Here is a 19,262-nt window from a genome sequence, read left to right as displayed (position 1 = left end):
GTACCACCGAAATTAGGCAAGGCAAACCTTACTAAGAGGTAGTCACCTTCGCCCGGGTTCCGCCCAACTCGCCCCTAGAAAGCGGAGGTTGACGGAGAATCAGCTTTCGCTTCACGGCGCACCCATAGTTGCGATCAGGGCCGGTTTTAGGGTAGCCAACCCTAAGTAACAACAACTTCACAGGAACGAGGGCCGACGTGAATTGGACAAGGCGCCAGGCACTGTGGGCCGGCGGAAGCATCGGCGCGGCCGCGCTGCTCACCTCCTGCGGGGACGGCGACGACGCGACCTCCCGGCCGGCGGACTCCGCCTCCGGCACCCCTCGCAAGGGCGGCACCCTCCGCATCGGCGCGCTCGGCCGCGCCTCAGCCACCACCCGCGACCCGCACGGAACCCAGGCCAACGAGAGCGACTACCTGATCATCTCGCTCGTCTACGACACCCTCACCGCACCGGGCCTGAAGACCAACACCGTCGGCCGCCTCGCCTCCGGCTGGAAGGCCTCCGACGACCTCAAGACCTGGCGCTTCACGATCGCCAAGGGCGCCGCCTTCCACGACGGCTCACCGGTCACCGCCGACGACGTCGTGTGGTCGCTGCGCAGACTGCGCAACACCCCCTCCGGCGCGGCCCGGCTGCCGGGCATCAAGGCCGACGGCATCACCGCCGACGGCAGGGGCACCGTCGTCCTCGTCTCCGACACGCCCAACGCCGAACTCCCGCTGCTCACCCGCCTGACGACGTTCGTCCTGAAGAAGGGCACCTCCGACAAGGAGCTCGCCAAGGCCCCCGGCACGGGACCGTTCACGCTCGACTGGTTCCGCGGCGGCAACGCCCGTCTGCTGCGCAACGACAAGTGGCACGGCGGGCAGGTCCACCTCGACGCCATCGAGGTGACCATGTTCGAAAGCCCCCAGGCCATGGCCAACGCCCTGCTGGGCGGGCAGATCGACGTCGCCTCCAACGCCGGCGCCGTCGCGGCCCGCACCGCCGCCTCGCGCAAGGACATCCAGGTCGTACGGCGCCCCGACGACATGGCGATGCCGATCGTGATGCGCACCGCCGACGGGCCCTTCGCAGACGCCAGGGTTCGCGAGGCCATGCGGCTCGTCGTCGACCGCGAGGCCATGGTCAAGCAGGTCCTCTCCGGCTACGGCACGGTCGCCAACGACATCCTCGGCACCGGCGACCCCGCCTACGCCGACGACGTCCCCCAGCGCAAGCGGGACCTCGCCAAGGCCAAGAAGCTGCTCGAAGAGGCGAACTTCGGCCTCTCGAAGACCTACGAGCTCGTCACCACCGAGGACATACCGGGGCTCGCCGAGTCCGCGGCCCTCTTCGCCGGCCAGGCCCGCGAGGCCGGCATCAGGATCAAGGTCGTCAAGCAGGAATCGGGCACCTTCTACGACAAGACCTGGCTCAAGGGCGCGCTGTACACCACCTACTGGGGCACCAACGACTCCGTGGTGTTCTTCGCCTCCAAGACCATGGTCACCGGCGCCGGCCAGAACGAGGCCGGCTGGTCGGAGCCGCGGTTCGACGACACGTACCGCAAGGTCGTCGGCACCGCCGACGCCAAGGCCCGCGCCGCCGCCCTGCGCGAGCTCCAGAAGATCGAACACGAGAAGTCCGGCTATCTGGTGTGGGGCATGGCCGACGGCATCGACCTGGCCGGCCCCACGGTCCGCAACCTGCCCAAGCTGCCCGGCTACGGACGCGTGCAGCTCGAGAACGTCTGGCTGGCGCGGTGAACGAGGCCGCGATACGGCGGGCCGGGGCGGCCGCCGAAGCCACGGCCGCCCCGGCCCCGCGCCGCGCCCTGGCGGCGGCCGGCCGCGCGGGCCTGGTCCTCGCCCAGCGCGCCCTGCTGCTGAGCGTGCTGCTCGCCGTCGTGTTCGCCGCGATCGAGCTGCTGCCCGGCGACGCGGCCACGGCCACCTCCGAGCGCGGCGAGAGCGCCGCCGGCACCGCGGCACGCCGCCACCTGCTCGGCCTCGACCGGCCGGTGTGGGAGCGGTTCGGCGACTGGATGACGGCCCTGCCCACCGGCGACCTGGGGACCTCGGCCCGGGGCGAACGCGTCACCGGCCTGCTCGCCGCACCCTTCCCCAACACGCTCCTGCTCGGCGCCACCGCCTTCGCCGTCACCCTCGTCACGGCCCTCGCCCTGGGCTGCTGGGGGGCGCTGCGCCCCGGCGGCGCGGTGGACCGTATCCTCGGCCTCGCCTGCGGCATCGCGTTGGCCCTGCCGGAATTCGTGGTCTCCGTGGGCCTGTTGCTCGCCCTGTCCCTGTGGACCGGCTGGCTGCCCCCCGTCACCCTCACCGCCCCCGACGGCTCGCCCGCCTCCTGGACCATGCTCGTCATGCCGGTCCTGGCCCTCGCCGTCCCCCAGGCCGGCTGGAACGCCCGCATCGTCCGGGGCGCCCTGGCCGACCAGGCCGACGCCCCCCACGTGACGGCCGCCCGGCTGGACGGACTGTCCCCGCGCCGCGTCCTGCTGCGCCACGCCCTGCCCGGCGCGTGGCCCGCCATCGCCACCGGCGCCGCCACCTCCACCGGCATGCTGCTGGGCGGCGCGGTCGTCGTGGAGACCCTCTTCAACTACCCGGGCCTGGGCACCGTCCTGTCCGGCGCCGTCGCCGACCGCGACACCCCGGTCATCGCCGCGGTCGTGGCCTGCACCGGAGCCGTCATCAGCCTCGTCCTGCTCGGTGCCGACCTCGTCCGGGCCCGCACCCTGGGAGCCCGGCCGTGAGGGCCGCCGCCATCGCCCCGGCCCGGGTGCCGCTCGCGGTCGCCCCCGGTCTCCTGCTGACCCTGCTCGCCCTGACCGGCCCCCTGTTCGCCCCCCACCCCGTCGCCGCTCCCGTCACCACCCCCTACGCCCCACCCGGCACCGACACCCCCCTCGGCGGCGACCAGCTCGGCCGCGACGTACTGAGCCGCATGCTGCACGGCGGCGGCGCCCTCATCGGCAGCGCGCTCGTCGTCGCCGTGCTCGTCACCGCCCTGGCCGCCGTACTGGGCTGCTTCGCCGTCCTCACCCCCACCCTGGGCCGGCTCGTCGAGCGCGGCGCCGACGTGGCCATGCTGCTGCCGCCCGTGCTGGGCGTGATGCTGCTCGCCCTGGCCTGGCCCGGCGGCGGACGCCTCGCCGTCATGACCGCCGCCACCGCGCTCGGCGTGCCGTACGCGGTACGCGTCGTCGCCGGCGCGGCGGCACCCGTCGCCGCCTCCGGCTTCGTCGAGGCGGCCACCGCGAGCGGCGAACGACTGTGGCACCTCGCGCTCCGCGAGATCCTCCCCAACCTGCGCTCCACCGTCCTCGCCCTGTTCGGCCTGCGCTTCGTCGCCGCCGTCTACGTCATCTCCATGGCCGGCTTCCTCCAGCTCGGCCCCCGCCCCCCGGCCCCCGACTGGGCCCTGATGATCCGCGAGAACGCCCCCGGCGCCCTCCTCAACCCCTGGGCCGTCGTAGCCCCCAGCCTCGCCATCGGCCTCCTGGCCGTCAGCGTCAACCTCGCCGCCGACGCCCTCACCCCAACCGCGCGCCTGCGGCGAGCGAAGGCGGGGACGCGATGAGGCCGCACGGACCTTCGGCGGAGGGCACTGGCGCGGGGGGCCCTGGCGCGGGCTGGGTCGATGCCTCGGCGGCGGACGGCCTGGCGGCGGGCTCTGCGGCCGCGGGTTCCCCGACCGGCGGCAATCCGACCACCGAGACCTCGGCCGCGGGGTCCCCCACCGTGGTGAGCGTCACCGACCTGGAGATCCGCCTGGCCGGCGGGCCGGTGCTGCTCGCCGGGGCCGGGCTCGCCCTCCGGCGGGGCCGGATCACCGCCCTCACCGGCCCCTCCGGCGCCGGCAAGTCCACGCTGCTGCGCGCGCTCATCGGCGACCTGCCCGCCGGTGCCCACGTCTCGGCGGGACGGATCGAGGTCCTGGGCCACGATGTCCTCACCCTCTCCCCGGAGCGGCTGCGGCATCTGCGCCGCCACCGCGTCGCCTACGTCGGCCAGGACCCCGGATCCGCCCTCGACCCCCGTATGCGCGTGCGTCGGCTCGTCGCGGAGACCGCCGTCGACCCGTCCCCCCGGACCGTACGGAACCTGCTCGCCGAATGCCGCCTGCCCGTCGGCGACGGGCTGCCCGACCGCAGGCCGGGCACACTCTCCGGCGGACAGCAGCGCCGGGTGGCCCTGGCCCGCGCCCTCGCCCGCCGGCCCGACGTCCTCCTGCTCGACGAACCCACGGCGGGGCTCGACACCGCCCTGCGCGACGAGATCTCCGACCTCCTACGACTCCTCGCCACCACCCGCGACATGGCGGTCGTCCTCGCGTGCCACGACCCGGACCTGGTCGCCCGCTGCGCCGACGAGGTCGTGGAGCTCGGCAAGGCCATCCGGCCGGCGCCACGACCGGCGCCACGACCGGCGGCCGTGCCCAAGGCCCGCCCGGTCCGCGCCGGAGCCGGGGCCGAGGCCGGGACCGGGGGCGACCCGCCAGGGACCGGACTGGCCGCCCACGGCCTCGAGGTGAGGTTCACCCGGCGCGGACACCCGCACCGGGCCCTGGCCGGAGTGGACTTCGCGGCGGCCCCGGGCAGCGCCACCGGCATCGTCGGCCCCTCCGGATCCGGCAAGACCACGCTGCTCCGCGTCCTCGCCGGGCTGCGGTCGCCGGACGCCGGCACCCTCACGCTCGACGGCAGGCCCCTGCCCGCCCCGGCCCGCAAGCGCGGCCGGACCATGCAGCGCCGCGTTCAACTGGTCCCGCAGAACCCCCTCGGCACCCTCAACCCCGCCCGTACCGTCGGCGCCACCCTGGCCCGGCCCCTGCGCCTGCACCGGATCGCGGCGAAGGAGGACATCGCCGGGCGGGTCGCCGAACTCCTCGACGACGTCGGCCTGCCCGCCGACATCGCCCGCCGCCGGCCCCACGAACTCTCCGGCGGACAGCGCCAACGCGTCTCCATCGCCCGCGCCCTGGCCTGTGCCCCCGACGTCCTGCTGTGCGACGAGGTCACCTCCGCCCTCGACCCCGGCACCGCCACGGCCGTGATGGAGCTCCTCACCGGCCTCCGGGCCGCCCGTCGGCTGACGGTCGTCCTGGTCAGCCACGAGCTCCACCTCGTCGCCGCCTACACCGACACCGTCCACGTCCTCGAAGCGGGCCGCGTCACCGCGAGCGGGCCCACCGGGCATCTGATGCCAGCGAACCGTTAGACCATCCCCCGCGCAACGGGACCCCCGCCCGAGATCTGCGTCACGTCGCGCCGCCCCGCCCCCGCCGCCGCCCGCGACCGCCCCCGGACAGCACGATGCCCCGCCCGGTCGGAACCGGTCGGGGCAAAGGAAACCGCAGGTCGCATCGTTTCTGCACCTGCATCGTGAAGTGGGGCGGGTGGGACTCGAACCCACGGCCGACGGATTATGAGTCCGCTGCTCTAACCGGCTGAGCTACCGCCCCGTTCACGGCGCGTCGCGCACATCTGTGCGCGCCGTCTGCCGCAGCATAGCCGCTCATACGATCTGCTGCCCCGGAGGGGCCGTATCGTGTGATCGGTCTGACCATGAGGACTTCGATCACGGCCGTTCGGTTCCCTCCGGAATGAAAAAAGGACCCCGGAGGGGTCCTCGTCTCACTGCTCCCCCGACTGGACTCGAACCAGTAACCTGCCGATTAACAGTCGGCTGCTCTGCCAATTGAGCTACAGGGGACCGCGCTCCCCCGACTGGACTCGAACCAGTAACCTGCCGATTAACAGTCGGCTGCTCTGCCAATTGAGCTACAGGGGAATGTCGCGTGTGCCTCGAATGCACCTCCGAACCGGTCTCCCGGGCGGCGGGCGCTCGCTGCGAGACATAGATTAGCGCAAGCAGGGGGGTGCTCCGCCAATCGGTATCCCCCGGCACCGGGAGTGACCATCGGTCCGGCCGGGTAGGCGGCGGGCACGGCGGGTCCGGGGCGGAAGCCCTCGCAGACCCGGGAAGAGTCCGGAAGAGTCCGAGGGAAGCGGAAGGAAGGGGCGCCATGCGCTACCGGCTGACGTTCATCACCGGCGTGGCTGTCGGCTACGTGCTCGGCGCGCGCGCCGGGCGCGAGCGGTACGAGGCGCTGCGCAAGGGGGCGCAGCGGGTCGCGCAGAATCCCGCCGTGCGCAACAGCGTCGAGACCGCCGCCGTGAACGGCCGGGCCCTCGCGACCAGGGCCGCCGACCGGATCGGGGACCGGCTGCCGGGCTCGGTGGCAGGCCGGATCCGTTCCCTGCGCGAGCAGCGCGCCGGCGACGAGGACGACTGGGGCACGAGCAACACGTAACCGGATGCCCCGTCGGGGCCGGGTGTTTGGCATCATCTCGGCATGGGCATAGTCGCCGGGTTGGACAGTTCTTCGGAGAGCACGCGCATCGTCGTCTGTGACGCGGACACGGGCACTGTGCTCCGGCAGGGGTACGCACCCCACCCCACGTCGGTCCCGGAAGGCGATCCCCAGGCGTGGCTGATGTCGCTGGGCGACGCGGCCACGGGCGGGCTGCTGGAGGGCGTCCAGGCCATCGGCGTCTCCGCCCAGCAGCACGGACTCCTCACGCTCGACGCCGGCGGCGTGCTCGTGCGCCCCGCCCTGCTCGGCAACGACAAGCGCGTCCAGGCGGCGGCCGCCGACCTGGCCGACGCGCTGGGCGGCCGGGCCGCGTGGGCCGAGGCCGTCGGGACGGTGCCGCAGGCGGCGCAGGCGGTGGCCAAGCTGCGCTGGCTGGCCCGCAACGAACCCGAGTCCGCCGCGCGCGTGGCGGCGGTGCTGCAGCCGCACGACTGGCTGGTCTGGCAGCTGCTGGGCCGCCCGCTGCGCCGTACGACGGACCGCGGTGACGCCTCCGGCACGGGTTTCTGGTCGGCCGCGACCGGCAGCTGGCGGCCGGACCTGGTGGAGCTGGCGCTGGGCCGGCAGGCGGCGCTGCCGGACGTGCTGGCCCCCGCCGAGCCGGCCGGTCACACCCCCGAGGGGCTGCTGATCTCGGCGGGCACGGGCGAGACGATGGCGGCGGCCTTCGGCCTGGGCGTGGGCCTGGGCGACGCGGTGGTCTCGCTGGGCGCCTCCGGCTCGGTCTTCGCCGTGCACCACTCCGCGCTGGCGGACTCCACCGGCACCATCACCTCCTTCGCCGACGCGACCGGCATGCACCTGCCCGTGGTGCACACCCTCAACGCCGTGCGCGTCCTGCGCGGCACCGCCGAGCTCCTCGGCACGGACCTGCACGGCCTCTCCGAGCTGGCCATGATGTCCTCGCCCGGCTCGTACGGCATGGTGCTGCTTCCGTACCTGGAGGGCGAGCGGACCCCGCACCTGCCGCACACGGCCGGCACGCTGACCGGCCTGCGCCGGGAGAGCATGAAGCGCGAGCACCTGGCGCGGGCGGCCTTCGAGGGCATGCTGTGCGGGCTCACGGACGCGCTGGACGTGCTGCGCGGGCGCGGCGTCGAGGTGCGCCGGGTCTTCCTGCTGGGCGCGGCGGCGGAGCTGCCGGCCGTGCAGGCGATCGCGCCGTCGCTGTTCGGCGTGCAGGTCGTCGTGCCGCAGCCGGCGGACTACGCGGCGCTGGGCGCGGCCCGGCAGGCCGCCTGGGCGCTGGGAGTGCAGCAGGGCGTGCTGTCCCCGCAGCAGCCCCCGCTGTGGCCCTCGGCCGCCAGCCAGGTCTTCGAGCCGGGCGCGGACGAAATGCCGGTGGGGCAGGCGGTGCGCCAGCAGTACGCGGCCGTGCGCGAGCAGACCCACCCGGGGGCCTTCGACGCCGTCTAGCGCGCCGTCGGCCGGGGCACGTAGCGGCCCGGGCGGCCGGGTCAGTCCAGGTAGCCGCGCAGCTGGTCGGCGAAGGCGTGGTCGCGCAGTTTGTTGAGGGTCTTGGACTCGATCTGGCGGATGCGCTCGCGGGTGACCCCGAAGATCCGCCCGATCTCCTCCAGCGTCCGCGGCCGGCCGTCGGCCAGGCCGTAGCGCAGCTGGACGACCTTGCGCTCGCGCTCGCCGAGCGTGGAGAGCACGGCCTCGAGGTGTTCGCGCAGCAGCAGGAAGGCGGCCGATTCCACGGGGGAGGTGGCGTCGCCGTCCTCGATGAGGTCGCCGAGCGCGACGTCGTCCTCCTCGCCCACGGGGGCGTGCAGCGACACCGGTTCCTGGGCCAGGCGCAGCACCTCGCTGACCCGTTCACCCGAGAGGTCGAGCTGGGCGGCGACCTCCTCGGGGGTGGGTTCGTAGCCCCGCTCCTGCAGCATGCGCCGCTGCACCCGCACCACGCGGTTGATCAGCTCCACGACGTGCACGGGGACGCGGATCGTGCGGGCCTGGTCGGCCAGCGCCCGGGACATGGCCTGGCGGATCCACCAGGTCGCGTAGGTGGAGAACTTGTAGCCCCGGGCGTAGTCGAACTTCTCGACCGCCCTGATCAGGCCCAGGTTTCCCTCCTGGACGAGGTCGAGCATGGTCAGGCCGCGGCCGATGTAGCGCTTGGCGACGGAGACGACGAGCCGCAGGTTGGCCTCGATCAGGCGGCGCTTGGCCATCCGGCCGAGGACCACCAGGCGGTCGAGGTCGAGGGCGAGCTGGGTGTCGAGGTCGGGAGTGGTGCTCAGCTTCTCCTCGGCGAACAGGCCCGCTTCGACGCGGCGGGCCAGCTCCACCTCCTCCGCGGCCGACAGCAGCGGGATGCGGCCGATCTCGCGGAGGTACTGGCGGAAGAGGTCGGAGGACGGCCCGCTGGTGTCGGCCCGCGCGGCCCGGTCCGGGGCGGGGCCGGGAGCGGTGTCCCGGTCGGGTCCGGGGGCCCGATCCGGGGCCGGCTCCTCGGCGGGGGCCAGGGTCTCGGACGCGGGCGGCTCGGCCTGCTGCGGCACGGTCGGTGCCGGATCGGCCTGGGCCTGAGGCAGGGTCGGGGTCCGGGTCTGCACGGGGGCGACCTCCAGGGTGATCGCTGCTGAGGCGGCAGAACATGCGGCGGAGCATTCGAAGCGCTACGGCGGCTCGGCCGCCTCCCGTGCCGGGGATCCCGCGCGAGTCGCGGAGGGGTCCGGGTCCGGCCGGCCGGACCGCCGCGCTCCGAGGAAGCGGGCACCGCCCACCAGTGTGGGGCACGACGCGGGCCCGCCACGAGGGGCGTGCGGGCACTTTCTGAGCCCGGACGGTGACCGGGCGGTTACAGCGCGGCCGCGCCGCGGTCCTTCAGGGCACGCCCGTACTGCTCCAGCACCCACAGCTCGTTGGCCACGGCCGCCAGGTGGTCGGGGTCGGCCTGGCTGCCCAGGCGCACCATGCTCGCCTGGACGTCCTTGACGCGGCGTTCCACCGCGCGCAGCCGGACCTGGACCAGCTGCATCCCGGCGTAGGCCTCGTCCACGTTCTTGGCGCGGACGGCCTCGACGGCGAGCTCGGTGACCAGCGAGCGGACGGTGTCGTCGGGGGCGGCGTCGCGGACCTTGGCGAGGTAGCCGGAGTCGGCCTGGGCGACGGCCTGGGTGACGCCGCCGGCCTGCTCGATGGCGCGGCGTACGAGCACGTAGGGGGCGGCGGTGAACTCGTCCTCGCCGTAGGCGTCGAAGGCGGGGGCGACCAGCTGGGGGTGCTGCAGGGCGAGCTTGAGCAGCTCGCGCTCGGTGAGCTGGGCGGGGCTGCGGAGGTTGAGCGCGGGTCCGGGCCGGGCCTGCGCCGGGGCGGCCTGGACGGCGGCGGCCGCCGTGCGCTGCGGGGAGCGTGCCTGGTCCGGCCGCTGGCCGCGCTCGCGGGCCCAGCGGGCCAGCTGCCCCACGCGGCGGACGACGAACTGGGTGTCGAGGATGCCGAGCATGCCGGCGAGCTGCACGGCGTACTCGTGCTGGATGGCGCCGTTCTTGATGTTGGCCACGATGGGGGCCGCGGCCTCGAGGGCCGCGGCGCGGCCCTCGGCGGTGTCGAGGTTGTGCCGGGCGACGACCTGGCGGATGGCGAAGGCGAACAGCGGCGTACGGGCGTCGACGAGGGCCGCCACGGCGGCGTCGCCCTCGGCCAGGCGCAGCTCGCAGGGGTCCATGCCGCCGGGGGTGATGGCGATGGAGGTCTCGGCGGCGAACTTCTGGTCGTCCTCGAAGGCGCGCAGGGCGGCCTTCTGGCCGGCGGCGTCGCCGTCGAAGGTGAAGACGACCTCGGAGGCGGCGTTGTCCATCAGCAGCCGGCGCAGGATCTTGATGTGGTCGCCGGCGAAGGCGGTGCCGCAGGTGGCGATGGCGGTGGTGACGCCGGCCAGGTGGCAGGCCATGACGTCGGTGTAGCCCTCGACGACCACCGCGCGGTTGGTCTTGGCGATGTCCTTCTTGGCGAGGTCGATGCCGTAGAGGACGTGCGACTTCTTGTAGATCGCCGTCTCGGGGGTGTTGAGGTACTTCGGGCCGTTGTCGTCGTCGCGCAGCTTGCGGGCGCCGAAGCCGATGACCTCTCCGGTGATGTCGCGGATGGGCCACATCAGGCGGCCGCGGAAGCGGTCGATGGGCTTGCCGCTGCGGCTGTCCTGGGCGAGGCCCGACAGCAGCAGCTCCTTGTCGCTGAAGCCCTTGCCGCGCAGGAAGCGGGTGAGGTGGTCCCAGCCGGCGGGGCTGTAGCCGACGCCGAAGTGCTCGGCGGCGGCCTGGTCGAAGCCGCGGCTCGCGAGGAACTTCCGGCCGATCTCGGCCTCGGGGCTCGAGAGCTGGTCGGCGTAGAACTTCGCGGCGATCTTGTGGGCCTCGACCAGGCGGATGCGCTCGCCCTGCTGGCGGCCGGGGGTGTAGCCGCCCTCCTCGTAGCGCAGCGTGATGCCGGCCTGGGAGGCGAGGCGCTCGATGGTCTCGGCGAAGGAGAGGTGGTCGATCTTCATGATGAAGTCGACGGTGTCCCCGCCCTCCTGGCAGCCGAAGCAGTAGAAGAGCCCCTTGGCGGGGCTGACCTGGAAGGACGGGGACTTCTCGTCGTGGAAGGGGCACAGGCCCTTGAGGTTGCCGCCGCCGGCGTTGCGCAGCTGGAGGTACTCGGACACGACGGCGTCGATCGGGACCGCGTCCCGGACCGCCTTCACGTCGTCATCGTTGATCCTGCCTGCCACGCGTGAATTCTACGGTGGCCCACCGACACTCCCGTCCCCCGCGCCCTCCCCGGCCTCCGCGACGGGCACCAGCGCGGTGTGGATCGCGCTCACCCCGCCGCCAGCGCGGTCAGCGGGACGGACGGGTCGGCCAGGGCCTCCGGGTCGGGGCGGGCGCCGGCGCGGATGAGCCGCTGGATGTCCGCGGTGACGTCCCACACGTTGACGTTCATCCCGGCGAGCACGCGGCCCTCGGACAGCCAGAAGGCGACGAACTCGCGCTTGCCCACGTCCCCCCGGCACACCACCTGGTCGTACGAGCCGGGCGGCGCGTAGCCCGAGTACTCCATGCCCAGGTCGTACTGGTCGGAGAAGAAGTAGGGCACCCGGTCGTAGGAGACCTCCCGGCCCAGCATGGCGCGGGCGGCGGCCGGGCCCTCGTGGAGCGCGTTGGCCCAGTGCTCGACGCGCAGGCGGGTGCCGAGCCAGGGGTGCTCGGCGGCCGCGACGTCGCCGGCGGCGTAGATGTCGGGGTCGCTGGTGCGCAGCGAGGCGTCGACGGCGATGCCGCCGCCGTCGGCGCGGTCGACGAGGGCCAGGCCGGCGGCCTCGGCCAGGGCGGTGCGCGGGGCGGCGCCGATCGCGGCGAGGACGTCGTGGGCGGGGTGCTCCTCGCCGTCGTCGGTGCGGGCGGCCAGGACCATGCCGTCGTGGCCGGCGATCTCGGTGAGGCGGGCGCCGAAGTGGAAGCGGACGCCGCGCTCGCTGTGCAGGTCGGTGAAGAGCTGGCCCAGCTCGGGGCCCAGGACGGTGTGCAGCGGGGTGGGCTCGGGCTCGACGACGGTCACCTCGGCGCCGTAGTGGCGGGCGGCGGCGGCCACCTCCAGGCCGATCCAGCCCGCGCCGGCGATGACGAGGTGGCCGTTGTCGCGGCCGAGGGAGGACAGCACGCCGCGCAGCCGTTCGGCGTGCGCGAGGCGGCGCAGGTGGTGGACGCCCGCCAGGCCGGTGCCGGGGATGTCGAGGCGGCGGGGCTCGGAGCCGGTGGCCAGCAGCAGCTTGTCGTAGTGGACGACGGTGCCGTCGCCCAGGCGCACGGTCCTCGCCGCCCGGTCGAGGTGCACGGCGGGCTGGCCGAGGTGGAGCTCGACGTCGGCCTTGGCGTACCAGTCGGGGGTGTGGACGAAGACGCTGTCGCGGGCGTCGCGGCCCGTCAGGTAGCCCTTGGAGAGCGGCGGGCGCTCGTACGGATGCTCGCGTTCGTCGCAGATGAGGATCACCCGGCCGGTGAAGCCCTCGGACCGGAGGGTCTCGGCCGCCTTCGCTCCGGCCAGGCCCCCTCCGACGATGACGAACGTCTGGTTCGCGTCCACCACTTGCTGCCTCCTCGCTGCGCGCGGCACACCGGTCGCCGGCGTGTCCGCGGTTGTCGTCCCCGGACGGAAAGAGCCACTGCCGAGAGTCCCGCACCCCGCGTGGCGCCGGTAGAGGGACTACCCCGGGCCGGGTGCGGCCCGCAAGGGCCGTACGGGGTTACTCCCGCGGCACGGTGGGCAGTTCGCTGCGGGCCCCCACGAGCCGGGCGTGCAGGCTCCGGGCCGAGCCGTCGGTCAGCGCGGCGATCTGGTCGACCACCGCGCGCATCCGCCCCGCGTCGTCGGCGGCCTCGGCGAACAGCGTGCGGAACTGCGGGTCGAGGCCCTCGGGGGCCCGGGCGGCCAGCGCGGCGCCGAGCTCGGCGATGACCACGCGCTGTTCGGCGCGCAGCTTCTCCTGGTCCTCGCGCTGCATGACGTAGCGGTCGGCGACGGCCTTGAGGACGGCGCACTCCAGGCGCGTGGCGCGCGGCACCTCCAGCTCGGCGCGGTAGCGGGTGAGCCGGCCGGGCCCCCAGGCGGCCCGGGTGGCCCCCTCGGCGGCGAGGCAGAAACGGCCGATGAGCTGGCTTGTGGCGTCCTTGAGCCGGGCCTGGGCGACCGCGGAGCCGTCGTAGCCGTGCGGCCACCACTCCTGCTCGAGGAGGCGGTCGAGGGCCTCGGCGAGCTCGTCGGGGTCGGCTCCCGGGGCGTAGCGGCCGGCGGCGACGGCGAAGACCTCGCGGCGCTCGGGATCGGCGAGCAGGACGGCCGGGTCGAGGTGGCCGGCGTGCAGGCCGTCCTCGACGTCGTGCACGGAGTAGGCCACGTCGTCGGCCCAGTCCATGACCTGTGCCTCGAAGCTCTGGCGGTGGCCGGGGGCGCCCTGGCGCAGCCACCGGAAGACGGGGACGTCGTCGGCGTAGACGCCGAACTTGCGGGATGCCGGGTCGGCGGGGTGGCCGCCGCGGGGCCACGGGTACTTGGTCGCGGCGTCCAGGGCGGCGCGGGTGAGGTTGAGGCCGACGCTGACCAGCTCGCCCGTGGCCGGGTCGGGCGCGAAGCGCTTGGGCTCGAGCCGGGTGAGCAGGCGCAGCGACTGGGCGTTGCCCTCGAAGCCGCCGCAGGGCCCGGCGACTTCGTCGAGGGCCTGCTCGCCGTTGTGCCCGAAGGGCGGGTGGCCGAGGTCGTGGGCCAGGCAGGCGGTCTCGACGAGGTCGGGGTCGCAGCCGAGCGCCGCCCCCAGCTCGCGGCCCACCTGGGCGCACTCCAGCGAATGGGTCAGGCGGGTGCGGGGGCTGGCGTCCCAGGCCTGGGAGCTCACGCCGGGCGTGACGACCTGGGTCTTTCCGGCCAGGCGGCGCAGCGAGGCGGAGTGCAGCACGCGCGCCCGGTCGCGCTGGAAGGCGGTGCGGCCGGGCCGTTTGTCGGGCTCGGGCGCCCAGCGCTCCAGGTCCGGCTCCTCGTAGCCTGCGATGCCGTTGTGCTCTGACGCGGTCCCCGCTGTGCTGCCGTTCATACCCCCGACGGTAGCCGCAGGGTGTGACAGCAGCGATGCGCGTGGGGGGCGGGAACCAGCCGGACGTCCGCGGCGTTGACCCATCGCGAACGGGGGAGGTCTCATGGATATCGCGGGTCGGGTGCGAAGGGCGCGCCTGCGGCTGCCCGCCACCACGAGCGGCAGACGGCACCTGGTGTGGGCCGTCATGACGGCCTGTGTGCTGGGTCTGCTGCCCGCCACGTGGGTGTACGTCTCGGGCACGCCCCGGGTGCGCGACATCGGCGCGGTGCCGTCCGCGCCGGTGGCGATGGTCTTCGGTGCGGGGCTGTGGGAGGGCAAACCCTCCCCTTATCTGGCGCACCGCCTGGACGCGGCGGCGGAGCTCTACCGCGGCGGCAAGGTGCGCGTGGTGCTGGTGACCGGTGACAACAGCCGCAGCGACTACGACGAGCCGGACGCGATGCGCGCGTATCTGATCCGGCACGGCGTGCCGGACGAGCGGATCGTCAGCGACTTCGCCGGCTTCGACACGTGGGACTCCTGCGCCCGCGCCGAGCGGATCTTCGGCGTGAAACATGCGGTCCTGATCAGCCAGGACTTCCACATACGCCGTGCGGTGGCCCTGTGCGAGGCCGCGGGCATCGACTCGTACGGCGTCGGGGTGGAGGCCACGCGCAACGCCACCTGGTACGCGGGCGGTGCGCGCGAGGTCTTCGCCGCGGGCAAGGCGGCGCTGGACGCGCTGGTCCGGCCCAGCCCGGCGTTCCTGGGCCCGCACGAGCCGGGCGTCGAGCGGGCGCTGGCCGGCGCGAGGAAGTAGCAGGCGGGCGGGCCCCGGGCGCGTCAGGCGCGCTGGGGCTCGCGCCCGTTTATGGCGTCCACGTAGAGCCGGAAGATCTCGTCGTCGTTCATGGGGCTGTACGAGACCTTGTCGCTCTCCTCGCCGTCGGGGCCGCCGCCGTTGAGGCCGCCCAGGACGCCGATCAGGTCGCCGGTCCTCGTCTTCTCGTCGTAGTTGGCCAGCCAGGGGCTGCCCGAGGTGCCGGAGTAGAAGCCGTCGCAGCGCATCGTCATCTGCCGGTGGCCGGGCAGCCTGCCGGTCATGGCCGTGCAGCGGATGGCCCGGTCGGCGGGGTCGCTCTCGGAGCTGGGGTAGCCGATGACGGTGACCCGGTTGACGTAGCCGGGCGTGCGGACCAGGCGGTTGGCGCCGGTGACGCGCTCGAGCTGGCGGCCCCGGCTGTCGGCCTTGACGGTGGCGAAGGCGAAGTCGAGGTCGGAGCCGTCGCCGGTGTCCTCGCGCCGCGGGTCGACGAAGGAGCGGTCCACCGCCCACACCCCGTACGGCTGCTTGCTCTCGCCCTGGCGGTAGTCCGGCACGAAGGCGGCGTCGTCGCCGAAGCCGCAGTGGCCGGCCGAGACGATCAGATTGCCCTTGGGGCTGTGCACCACGCTGGCGGTGCAGTGGTGGTCCCTCATGTCCTCGCCGACGTAGAAGAGCACCCCCACCGTGGGGATCCCGTCGAAGTGGCGGGCGCTGCCGGTGATCCGCTGGGCGCCGTCCTTGTCGCCGTCCGCGTCGTCGTCCACGGTGGCCGTGGACATCCGCGCGGGGCCCCAGAACCGCCGGGCCTCCTCGCTGGACCAGCCGTCGTCGCGGCCGTGTCCGCCGGCCCCTCGGGGCACGGCCGCGGCGAGCGCGACCACATACAACCCCGCGAACAGCGCCCGGACCCACCGGGCCCGGCTCCACCGGGAGAAACGCACGAGCACCCCCACCACGTCAGGAAGGTAGCGACAGGCTAACCGCATCCGGCGTGTTTGCCGTGCACCGGGCTGTATTCCGCATGGTCATTTTGCGCATGGTCGGTAGTGCGCATGATCGACGGGGCGGTGCGCGGCACGGTCCGTACGGGGTGACGCAGGCTCACCCGCCCCACCGGACACCGGCTCACCCGCCCCACTGGTCGTAGGCCAGCTTGCACACCAGCGCCAGGACCACCACGACCAGCACGCCCCGCACGAAGCCGCTCCCGCGCTTGAGGGCCATCCGGGCGCCCAGCGCGCCGCCGGCGAGGTTGAAGACGGCCATCGGGGCCGCCACCTGCCACAGCACGGCGCCCTGCGCGGTGAACGTGACCAGGGCGCCCACGTTGGTGCAGACGTTGACGATCTTGGCCGTGCCGGAGGCCGTCACCAGGTTCATGTGCAGGATCCCGGCCAGCGCGAGGACCAGGAAGGTGCCGGTGCCGGGGCCGATCAGCCCGTCGTAGAAGCCGATGCCCAGGCCCGCGACGCCGATCGCGGCGAGCACGCGGCGCCGGGTGGGCGGGGCGGGGTCCGCGGCCGTGGTGCCGAACGTGGGCCGCAGCAGCACGAACGCGAGCACCGCGAGCAGGACGGCCATGATCAGGGGCCGCAGCACGGCGCTGTCGATGCCCGCGGCGAAGAAGGCCCCCGCCAGCGAGCCGCCGAGCGCCGCCAGCCCGATCCGCGCGGCGGTCCGTACGTCCACGGGCGCCTTGCGGGCGTAGGCGACGGCGGCCGCGGTCGTCCCCCAGATGGCGACGGCCTTGTTGGTGCCGAGGATGTGGGCGGGCGCCGTGTGCGGCAGCCCCACCAGCAGCGCGGGCAGCTGCAGCAGGCCGCCGCCGCCCACCACGGCGTCGATCCACCCGGCCGCCGCGGCGGTGAGGCACAGCACGGCCAGCGTGGTCAGCGATATGTCGGGGATCACCGGCGCGATCGTACGCGCACGGCCGGGGGGCCGGTCCCCCGCGGTCCGGCCAATCACCCCTGGCGGCGGGGTGATTGACCCGGTCGCCGGACCGGGGGCGCGCGTTCGGCCCAAGGGCGCGCGTCAGTCCAGGAACGCGCGTCAGTCCAGGGGCGTGCCGTTCCAGCGCCAGGACTCGCGCCGCGGAAGCCCGGGCAGCTCCAGCCGGCCGGTGGCCCACAGCAGCGTCTGCCAGGGGTCGTCGCCGACGGGAAGGTCGCGGAAGAGCCGGCGCAGCACGCGCTCGCAGACTCCGGCGTCGGGCTGCCACGCCACGCCGAGCCCGGCGGCGATGTCGTGCACGTGCACCAGGGCCTCGACGATGCCCATGGCCGTGAAGCCCTCGGGGTCGGAGGCGCCGTAGGAGTGGTGCGCCCGCGTCTCCGGCGGCCTCGTCCGCACCATGGCCACCAGCAGCCCCGCGCTCGCCTCCAGCACCTGCACCAGCCCGTCCACGCCCGCGTCCCGCTCGGCGTGGAGGGTCTCGTTCGGGCCGCCCTCGCGCTGCCGGGTCATCAGGAACGGCACGTAGCCGTTCAAGGCGCCGGAGTGCGGCGCGAGTTGGGTGGCGTAGCAGAACATGTCGTCCGCCAGGTGCTCGACCGTCTCCCAGCAGTCCCACTCCAGCGAGCCGGCCTTCTCCCCCCACCTTTCCTGCGGGGCCCGGCGCAGGACGGCGACGGCCTGCCGCACCACGTCCTCGAGGTCCTCGGGGGTGACCGGCATCCGCGGCCGGCTCGTCGGTTCGGATGCTTCATGAGTACGCGACATGCCGCGACGCTACCAACGACCCCCGCCCGACTGCTCGAACATATTCCCGTAGCCTGGGGCGTGAGGGACGGCTACGCACTCGTGAGCGAGGAGCACAGCGGAAATGAACGGCTGGAACGCGAGCGACATCCCCGACCAGAGCGGCCGTACCGCCGTGGTGACCGGGGCGAACAGCGGGATCGGGTTCGTCACCGCCAGGGAGCTCGCCCGGCGCGGGGCGCGGGTGGTGCTCGCGTGCCGGGACGTCACGCGCGGCGAGGCCGCCGAGGAGCTGATGCGGGCCCAGGTTCCGGGCGCGGACGTGCGGTTGGCGCGGCTGGACCTCGCGGACCTGTCGTCGGTGCGGGCCTTCGCGGCCGACCTGAAGGAGGACCGGCTGGACCTGCTGGTCAACAACGCCGGGGTGATGGCGCTGCCGCACCGCAGGACGGTCGACGACTTCGAGATGCAGCTGGGCACCAACCACCTGGGGCACTTCGCGCTGACCGGCCTGCTGCTGCCCCTGCTGCGCGAGGCCGGCCCAGGGGCCCGGGTGGTGACGGTCTCCAGCGGGCTGCACTTCCTGGGGACGGTCGACCCCCGCGACGTGCAGATGGACCACCGCTACCGGCGCTGGATCGCCTACGGCCGCTCCAAGAGCGCCAACCTCCTCTTCACCCACGAGCTGGCCCGGCGCCTGAAGGCCGAGGGCTCGGACGTCGTCGCGGTCGCCGCCCACCCCGGCTACGCGGCCACCAACCTGCAGACGGCCGGGGCGCGCATGGAGGACCGGGCGTGGGCCGAGCGGGCGGCGGAGCTGCTCAACCGGGTCCTCGCGCAGAGCGCGGAGGACGGCGCCCTGCCCTCGCTCTACGCCGCCACGGCGCCGGGGGTCCGGCAGGACGACTTCTTCGGGCCCCGCGTAATGCTCTGGCGCGGCGCCCCCGCCCCCTCGCCGCGTGCCGCCTGGACGCGGGACGACCGGGCGAGCGCGGGGCTGTGGGCGGTGTCGGAGCGGATGACGGGCGTCACGTACGACTGACAGGCATCCCTTGCCCGCGCGGCGGGGTGACGGCTAGCCCCGCTCCAGCCCCGACGCCCGCAGCACCGCCCGCGTCGTCTCGCCGTCGATGCGCTCGGCCAGGGCGGCCAGCGCCACCGCTCCCTCCCGCAGCAGCCCGCGCTCGCGGGCCCGCCGCGCGCCCGTCTCGAGGTGGTGCCAGAGCAGGGGGTTCGCGGTGAGGACGCCGGGGTCCAGCTCCACGCGGTTGCCGCCGACGTCGCGCAGCACGAGGCGGGGGGCGATGCCGTCCGCGCGCCGCACCTGGGTGAGCAGGTCGGTGCGGACGCGGTGCTCGCGCAGGAGGCCGCGGGCGGCCAGCCAGTCGGCGCCCACCGTGATCCGTACGGGTCTGAGCACGGCGACGAGCGCGGCGCCGAGCGCCGTCCAGCACAGGCCGCGCGCCGCGTCGAGGCTGCCCCGGGCCAGGTCGGCGAGGAGGAGCACCCCGCCGAGGGCCAGCCCGCACCGCCAGGCGCAGCGCGCCTCGCGCCGCCACGTGCGGTCCCACGCCAGCACGCCACGGGCCGGTGCCCGTTCCCCCGGGCCCCGGCCGTATCCCTCGCGCACGCGCGCACGCGTCCGTAATGTCGGTCGCCGTCCCATACTGCTGACGCTAGGGCCGTCCGCCGCGCCAAGGCGCCGACGTTGACGGCGCGCTGACGTGGTTTTGGCCAATCCTTGCGCCGCGCTGACGCGCCCTGGCCCGGGTGATGGCCCCACGCGTTAAGACTCCG

16 protein-coding genes and 3 tRNA genes are annotated in these 19,262 nt (G+C 74.3%); 8 read left to right on the top strand and 11 right to left on the bottom strand.

Annotated elements, in window-relative coordinates:
- Positions 1-197 precede the first annotated feature (197 nt).
- The 4 genes from IE295_RS23935 (at position 198) to IE295_RS23920 (ending at position 5,225) form a co-directional block, all read left to right on the top strand.
- A complete protein-coding gene (locus IE295_RS23935) occupies positions 198-1,751 on the top strand; it encodes an ABC transporter substrate-binding protein (RefSeq protein ID WP_190065803.1) in 1,554 nt (517 codons plus the stop codon).
- A complete protein-coding gene (locus tag IE295_RS23930) occupies positions 1,748-2,758 on the top strand; it encodes an ABC transporter permease (RefSeq protein ID WP_372478779.1) in 1,011 nt (336 codons plus the stop codon). The genes IE295_RS23935 and IE295_RS23930 overlap by 4 nt, the downstream gene beginning before the upstream one ends.
- Positions 2,755-3,585 (top strand): ABC transporter permease, encoded by an 831-nt coding sequence (locus tag IE295_RS23925; RefSeq protein WP_190065802.1) that lies wholly within the window; start codon positions 2,755-2,757, stop codon positions 3,583-3,585. Before IE295_RS23930 ends, IE295_RS23925 begins: the two co-directional genes overlap by 4 nt.
- Positions 3,586-3,746: 161 nt before the next feature.
- Entirely contained in the window at positions 3,747-5,225 is a 1,479-nt protein-coding gene (locus IE295_RS23920; protein ID WP_224322894.1) for an ABC transporter ATP-binding protein, read from the top strand.
- A 170-nt stretch (positions 5,226-5,395) separates the two neighbouring features.
- On the opposite strand, the gene IE295_RS23915 is transcribed toward IE295_RS23920, so the two are convergent.
- The 3 genes from IE295_RS23915 to IE295_RS23905 form a co-directional block, all read right to left on the bottom strand.
- Positions 5,396-5,469 (bottom strand) — tRNA-Ile (locus tag IE295_RS23915).
- A gap of 178 nt (positions 5,470-5,647) precedes the next feature.
- Positions 5,648-5,720: transfer RNA gene (locus IE295_RS23910), tRNA-Asn, on the bottom strand.
- Between the two features lie 5 nt (positions 5,721-5,725).
- Positions 5,726-5,798, bottom strand: a tRNA-Asn gene (locus IE295_RS23905).
- 235 nt (positions 5,799-6,033) lie between these two features.
- On the opposite strand from IE295_RS23905, the gene IE295_RS23900 reads away from it, so the two are divergent.
- Both IE295_RS23900 and IE295_RS23895 read left to right on the top strand, forming a co-directional pair.
- Entirely contained in the window at positions 6,034-6,321 is a 288-nt protein-coding gene (locus tag IE295_RS23900) for a YtxH domain-containing protein (protein ID WP_190065800.1), read from the top strand.
- A 42-nt stretch (positions 6,322-6,363) separates the two neighbouring features.
- Positions 6,364-7,800, top strand: coding sequence for an FGGY family carbohydrate kinase (locus tag IE295_RS23895; RefSeq protein ID WP_190065799.1), 1,437 nt, complete (start codon positions 6,364-6,366; stop codon positions 7,798-7,800).
- Positions 7,801-7,841: 41 nt separating this feature from the next.
- Here the strand turns inward: IE295_RS23895 and IE295_RS23890 are convergent, their stop codons facing one another.
- From IE295_RS23890 to IE295_RS23875, 4 genes are all read right to left on the bottom strand, one after another.
- Positions 7,842-8,966: an RNA polymerase sigma factor gene (locus IE295_RS23890; RefSeq protein WP_190066004.1), complete on the bottom strand. Its 1,125-nt coding sequence runs from the start codon at positions 8,964-8,966 to the stop codon at positions 7,842-7,844.
- 224 nt (positions 8,967-9,190) lie between these two features.
- Positions 9,191-11,104 carry a DNA primase gene (gene dnaG, locus IE295_RS23885; protein ID WP_190065798.1) on the bottom strand — a complete coding sequence of 638 codons (1,914 nt, stop codon included), beginning with the start codon at positions 11,102-11,104 and terminating at the stop codon, positions 9,191-9,193.
- An 89-nt stretch (positions 11,105-11,193) separates the two neighbouring features.
- On the bottom strand, positions 11,194-12,459 hold the full coding sequence (locus IE295_RS23880; RefSeq protein ID WP_190065797.1) for an NAD(P)/FAD-dependent oxidoreductase: 1,266 nt from the start codon (positions 12,457-12,459) through the stop codon (positions 11,194-11,196).
- 157 nt (positions 12,460-12,616) lie between these two features.
- Positions 12,617-13,957: a deoxyguanosinetriphosphate triphosphohydrolase gene (locus IE295_RS23875; protein ID WP_190065796.1), complete on the bottom strand. Its 1,341-nt coding sequence runs from the start codon at positions 13,955-13,957 to the stop codon at positions 12,617-12,619.
- Between the two features lie 103 nt (positions 13,958-14,060).
- Here IE295_RS23875 and IE295_RS23870 point away from each other — a divergent pair, with 103 nt between their 5' ends.
- A complete protein-coding gene (locus IE295_RS23870) occupies positions 14,061-14,759 on the top strand; it encodes a SanA/YdcF family protein (protein WP_190065795.1) in 699 nt (232 codons plus the stop codon).
- 23 nt (positions 14,760-14,782) lie between these two features.
- Here IE295_RS23870 and IE295_RS23865 read toward each other — a convergent pair whose 3' ends face one another.
- From IE295_RS23865 to IE295_RS23855, 3 genes are all read right to left on the bottom strand, one after another.
- On the bottom strand, positions 14,783-15,721 hold the full coding sequence (locus IE295_RS23865; RefSeq protein WP_224322895.1) for a trypsin-like serine peptidase: 939 nt from the start codon (positions 15,719-15,721) through the stop codon (positions 14,783-14,785).
- A gap of 169 nt (positions 15,722-15,890) precedes the next feature.
- Positions 15,891-16,676 carry a sulfite exporter TauE/SafE family protein gene (locus IE295_RS23860; protein ID WP_190065794.1) on the bottom strand — a complete coding sequence of 262 codons (786 nt, stop codon included), beginning with the start codon at positions 16,674-16,676 and terminating at the stop codon, positions 15,891-15,893.
- 141 nt (positions 16,677-16,817) lie between these two features.
- Positions 16,818-17,486, bottom strand: a complete 669-nt coding sequence (locus tag IE295_RS23855) for a hypothetical protein (RefSeq protein WP_190065793.1) — start codon at positions 17,484-17,486, stop codon at positions 16,818-16,820.
- 103 nt (positions 17,487-17,589) lie between these two features.
- On the opposite strand from IE295_RS23855, the gene IE295_RS23850 reads away from it, so the two are divergent.
- Positions 17,590-18,507 (top strand): oxidoreductase, encoded by a 918-nt coding sequence (locus IE295_RS23850; RefSeq protein ID WP_190065792.1) that lies wholly within the window; start codon positions 17,590-17,592, stop codon positions 18,505-18,507.
- A 33-nt stretch (positions 18,508-18,540) separates the two neighbouring features.
- Here the strand turns inward: IE295_RS23850 and IE295_RS23845 are convergent, their stop codons facing one another.
- Positions 18,541-19,095, bottom strand: a complete 555-nt coding sequence (locus tag IE295_RS23845; protein WP_224322896.1) for a hypothetical protein — start codon at positions 19,093-19,095, stop codon at positions 18,541-18,543.
- Positions 19,096-19,262: the final 167 nt, after the last annotated feature.

Origin of the sequence: Streptomyces griseocarneus (assembly GCF_014655595.1) — a bacterium.
In the GTDB taxonomy this organism is placed as follows: Bacteria; Actinomycetota; Actinomycetes; order Streptomycetales; family Streptomycetaceae; genus Streptomyces; species Streptomyces griseocarneus.
The sequence above is the reverse complement of the archived record's forward strand: the minus strand, read 5'-3'. Positions and strand labels throughout refer to the sequence as shown.

Coding starts and splice junctions, on each gene's coding strand:
- IE295_RS23900 (WP_190065800.1), top strand. CDS start 6,034: ATGCGCTACCGGCTGACGTTCATCACCGGCGTGGCTGTCGGCTACGTG.
- IE295_RS23895 (WP_190065799.1), top strand. CDS start 6,364: ATGGGCATAGTCGCCGGGTTGGACAGTTCTTCGGAGAGCACGCGCATC.
- IE295_RS23875 (WP_190065796.1), bottom strand. CDS start 13,957: ATGAACGGCAGCACAGCGGGGACCGCGTCAGAGCACAACGGCATCGCA.
- IE295_RS23870 (WP_190065795.1), top strand. CDS start 14,061: ATGGATATCGCGGGTCGGGTGCGAAGGGCGCGCCTGCGGCTGCCCGCC.
- IE295_RS23855 (WP_190065793.1), bottom strand. CDS start 17,486: ATGTCGCGTACTCATGAAGCATCCGAACCGACGAGCCGGCCGCGGATG.
- IE295_RS23850 (WP_190065792.1), top strand. CDS start 17,590: ATGAACGGCTGGAACGCGAGCGACATCCCCGACCAGAGCGGCCGTACC.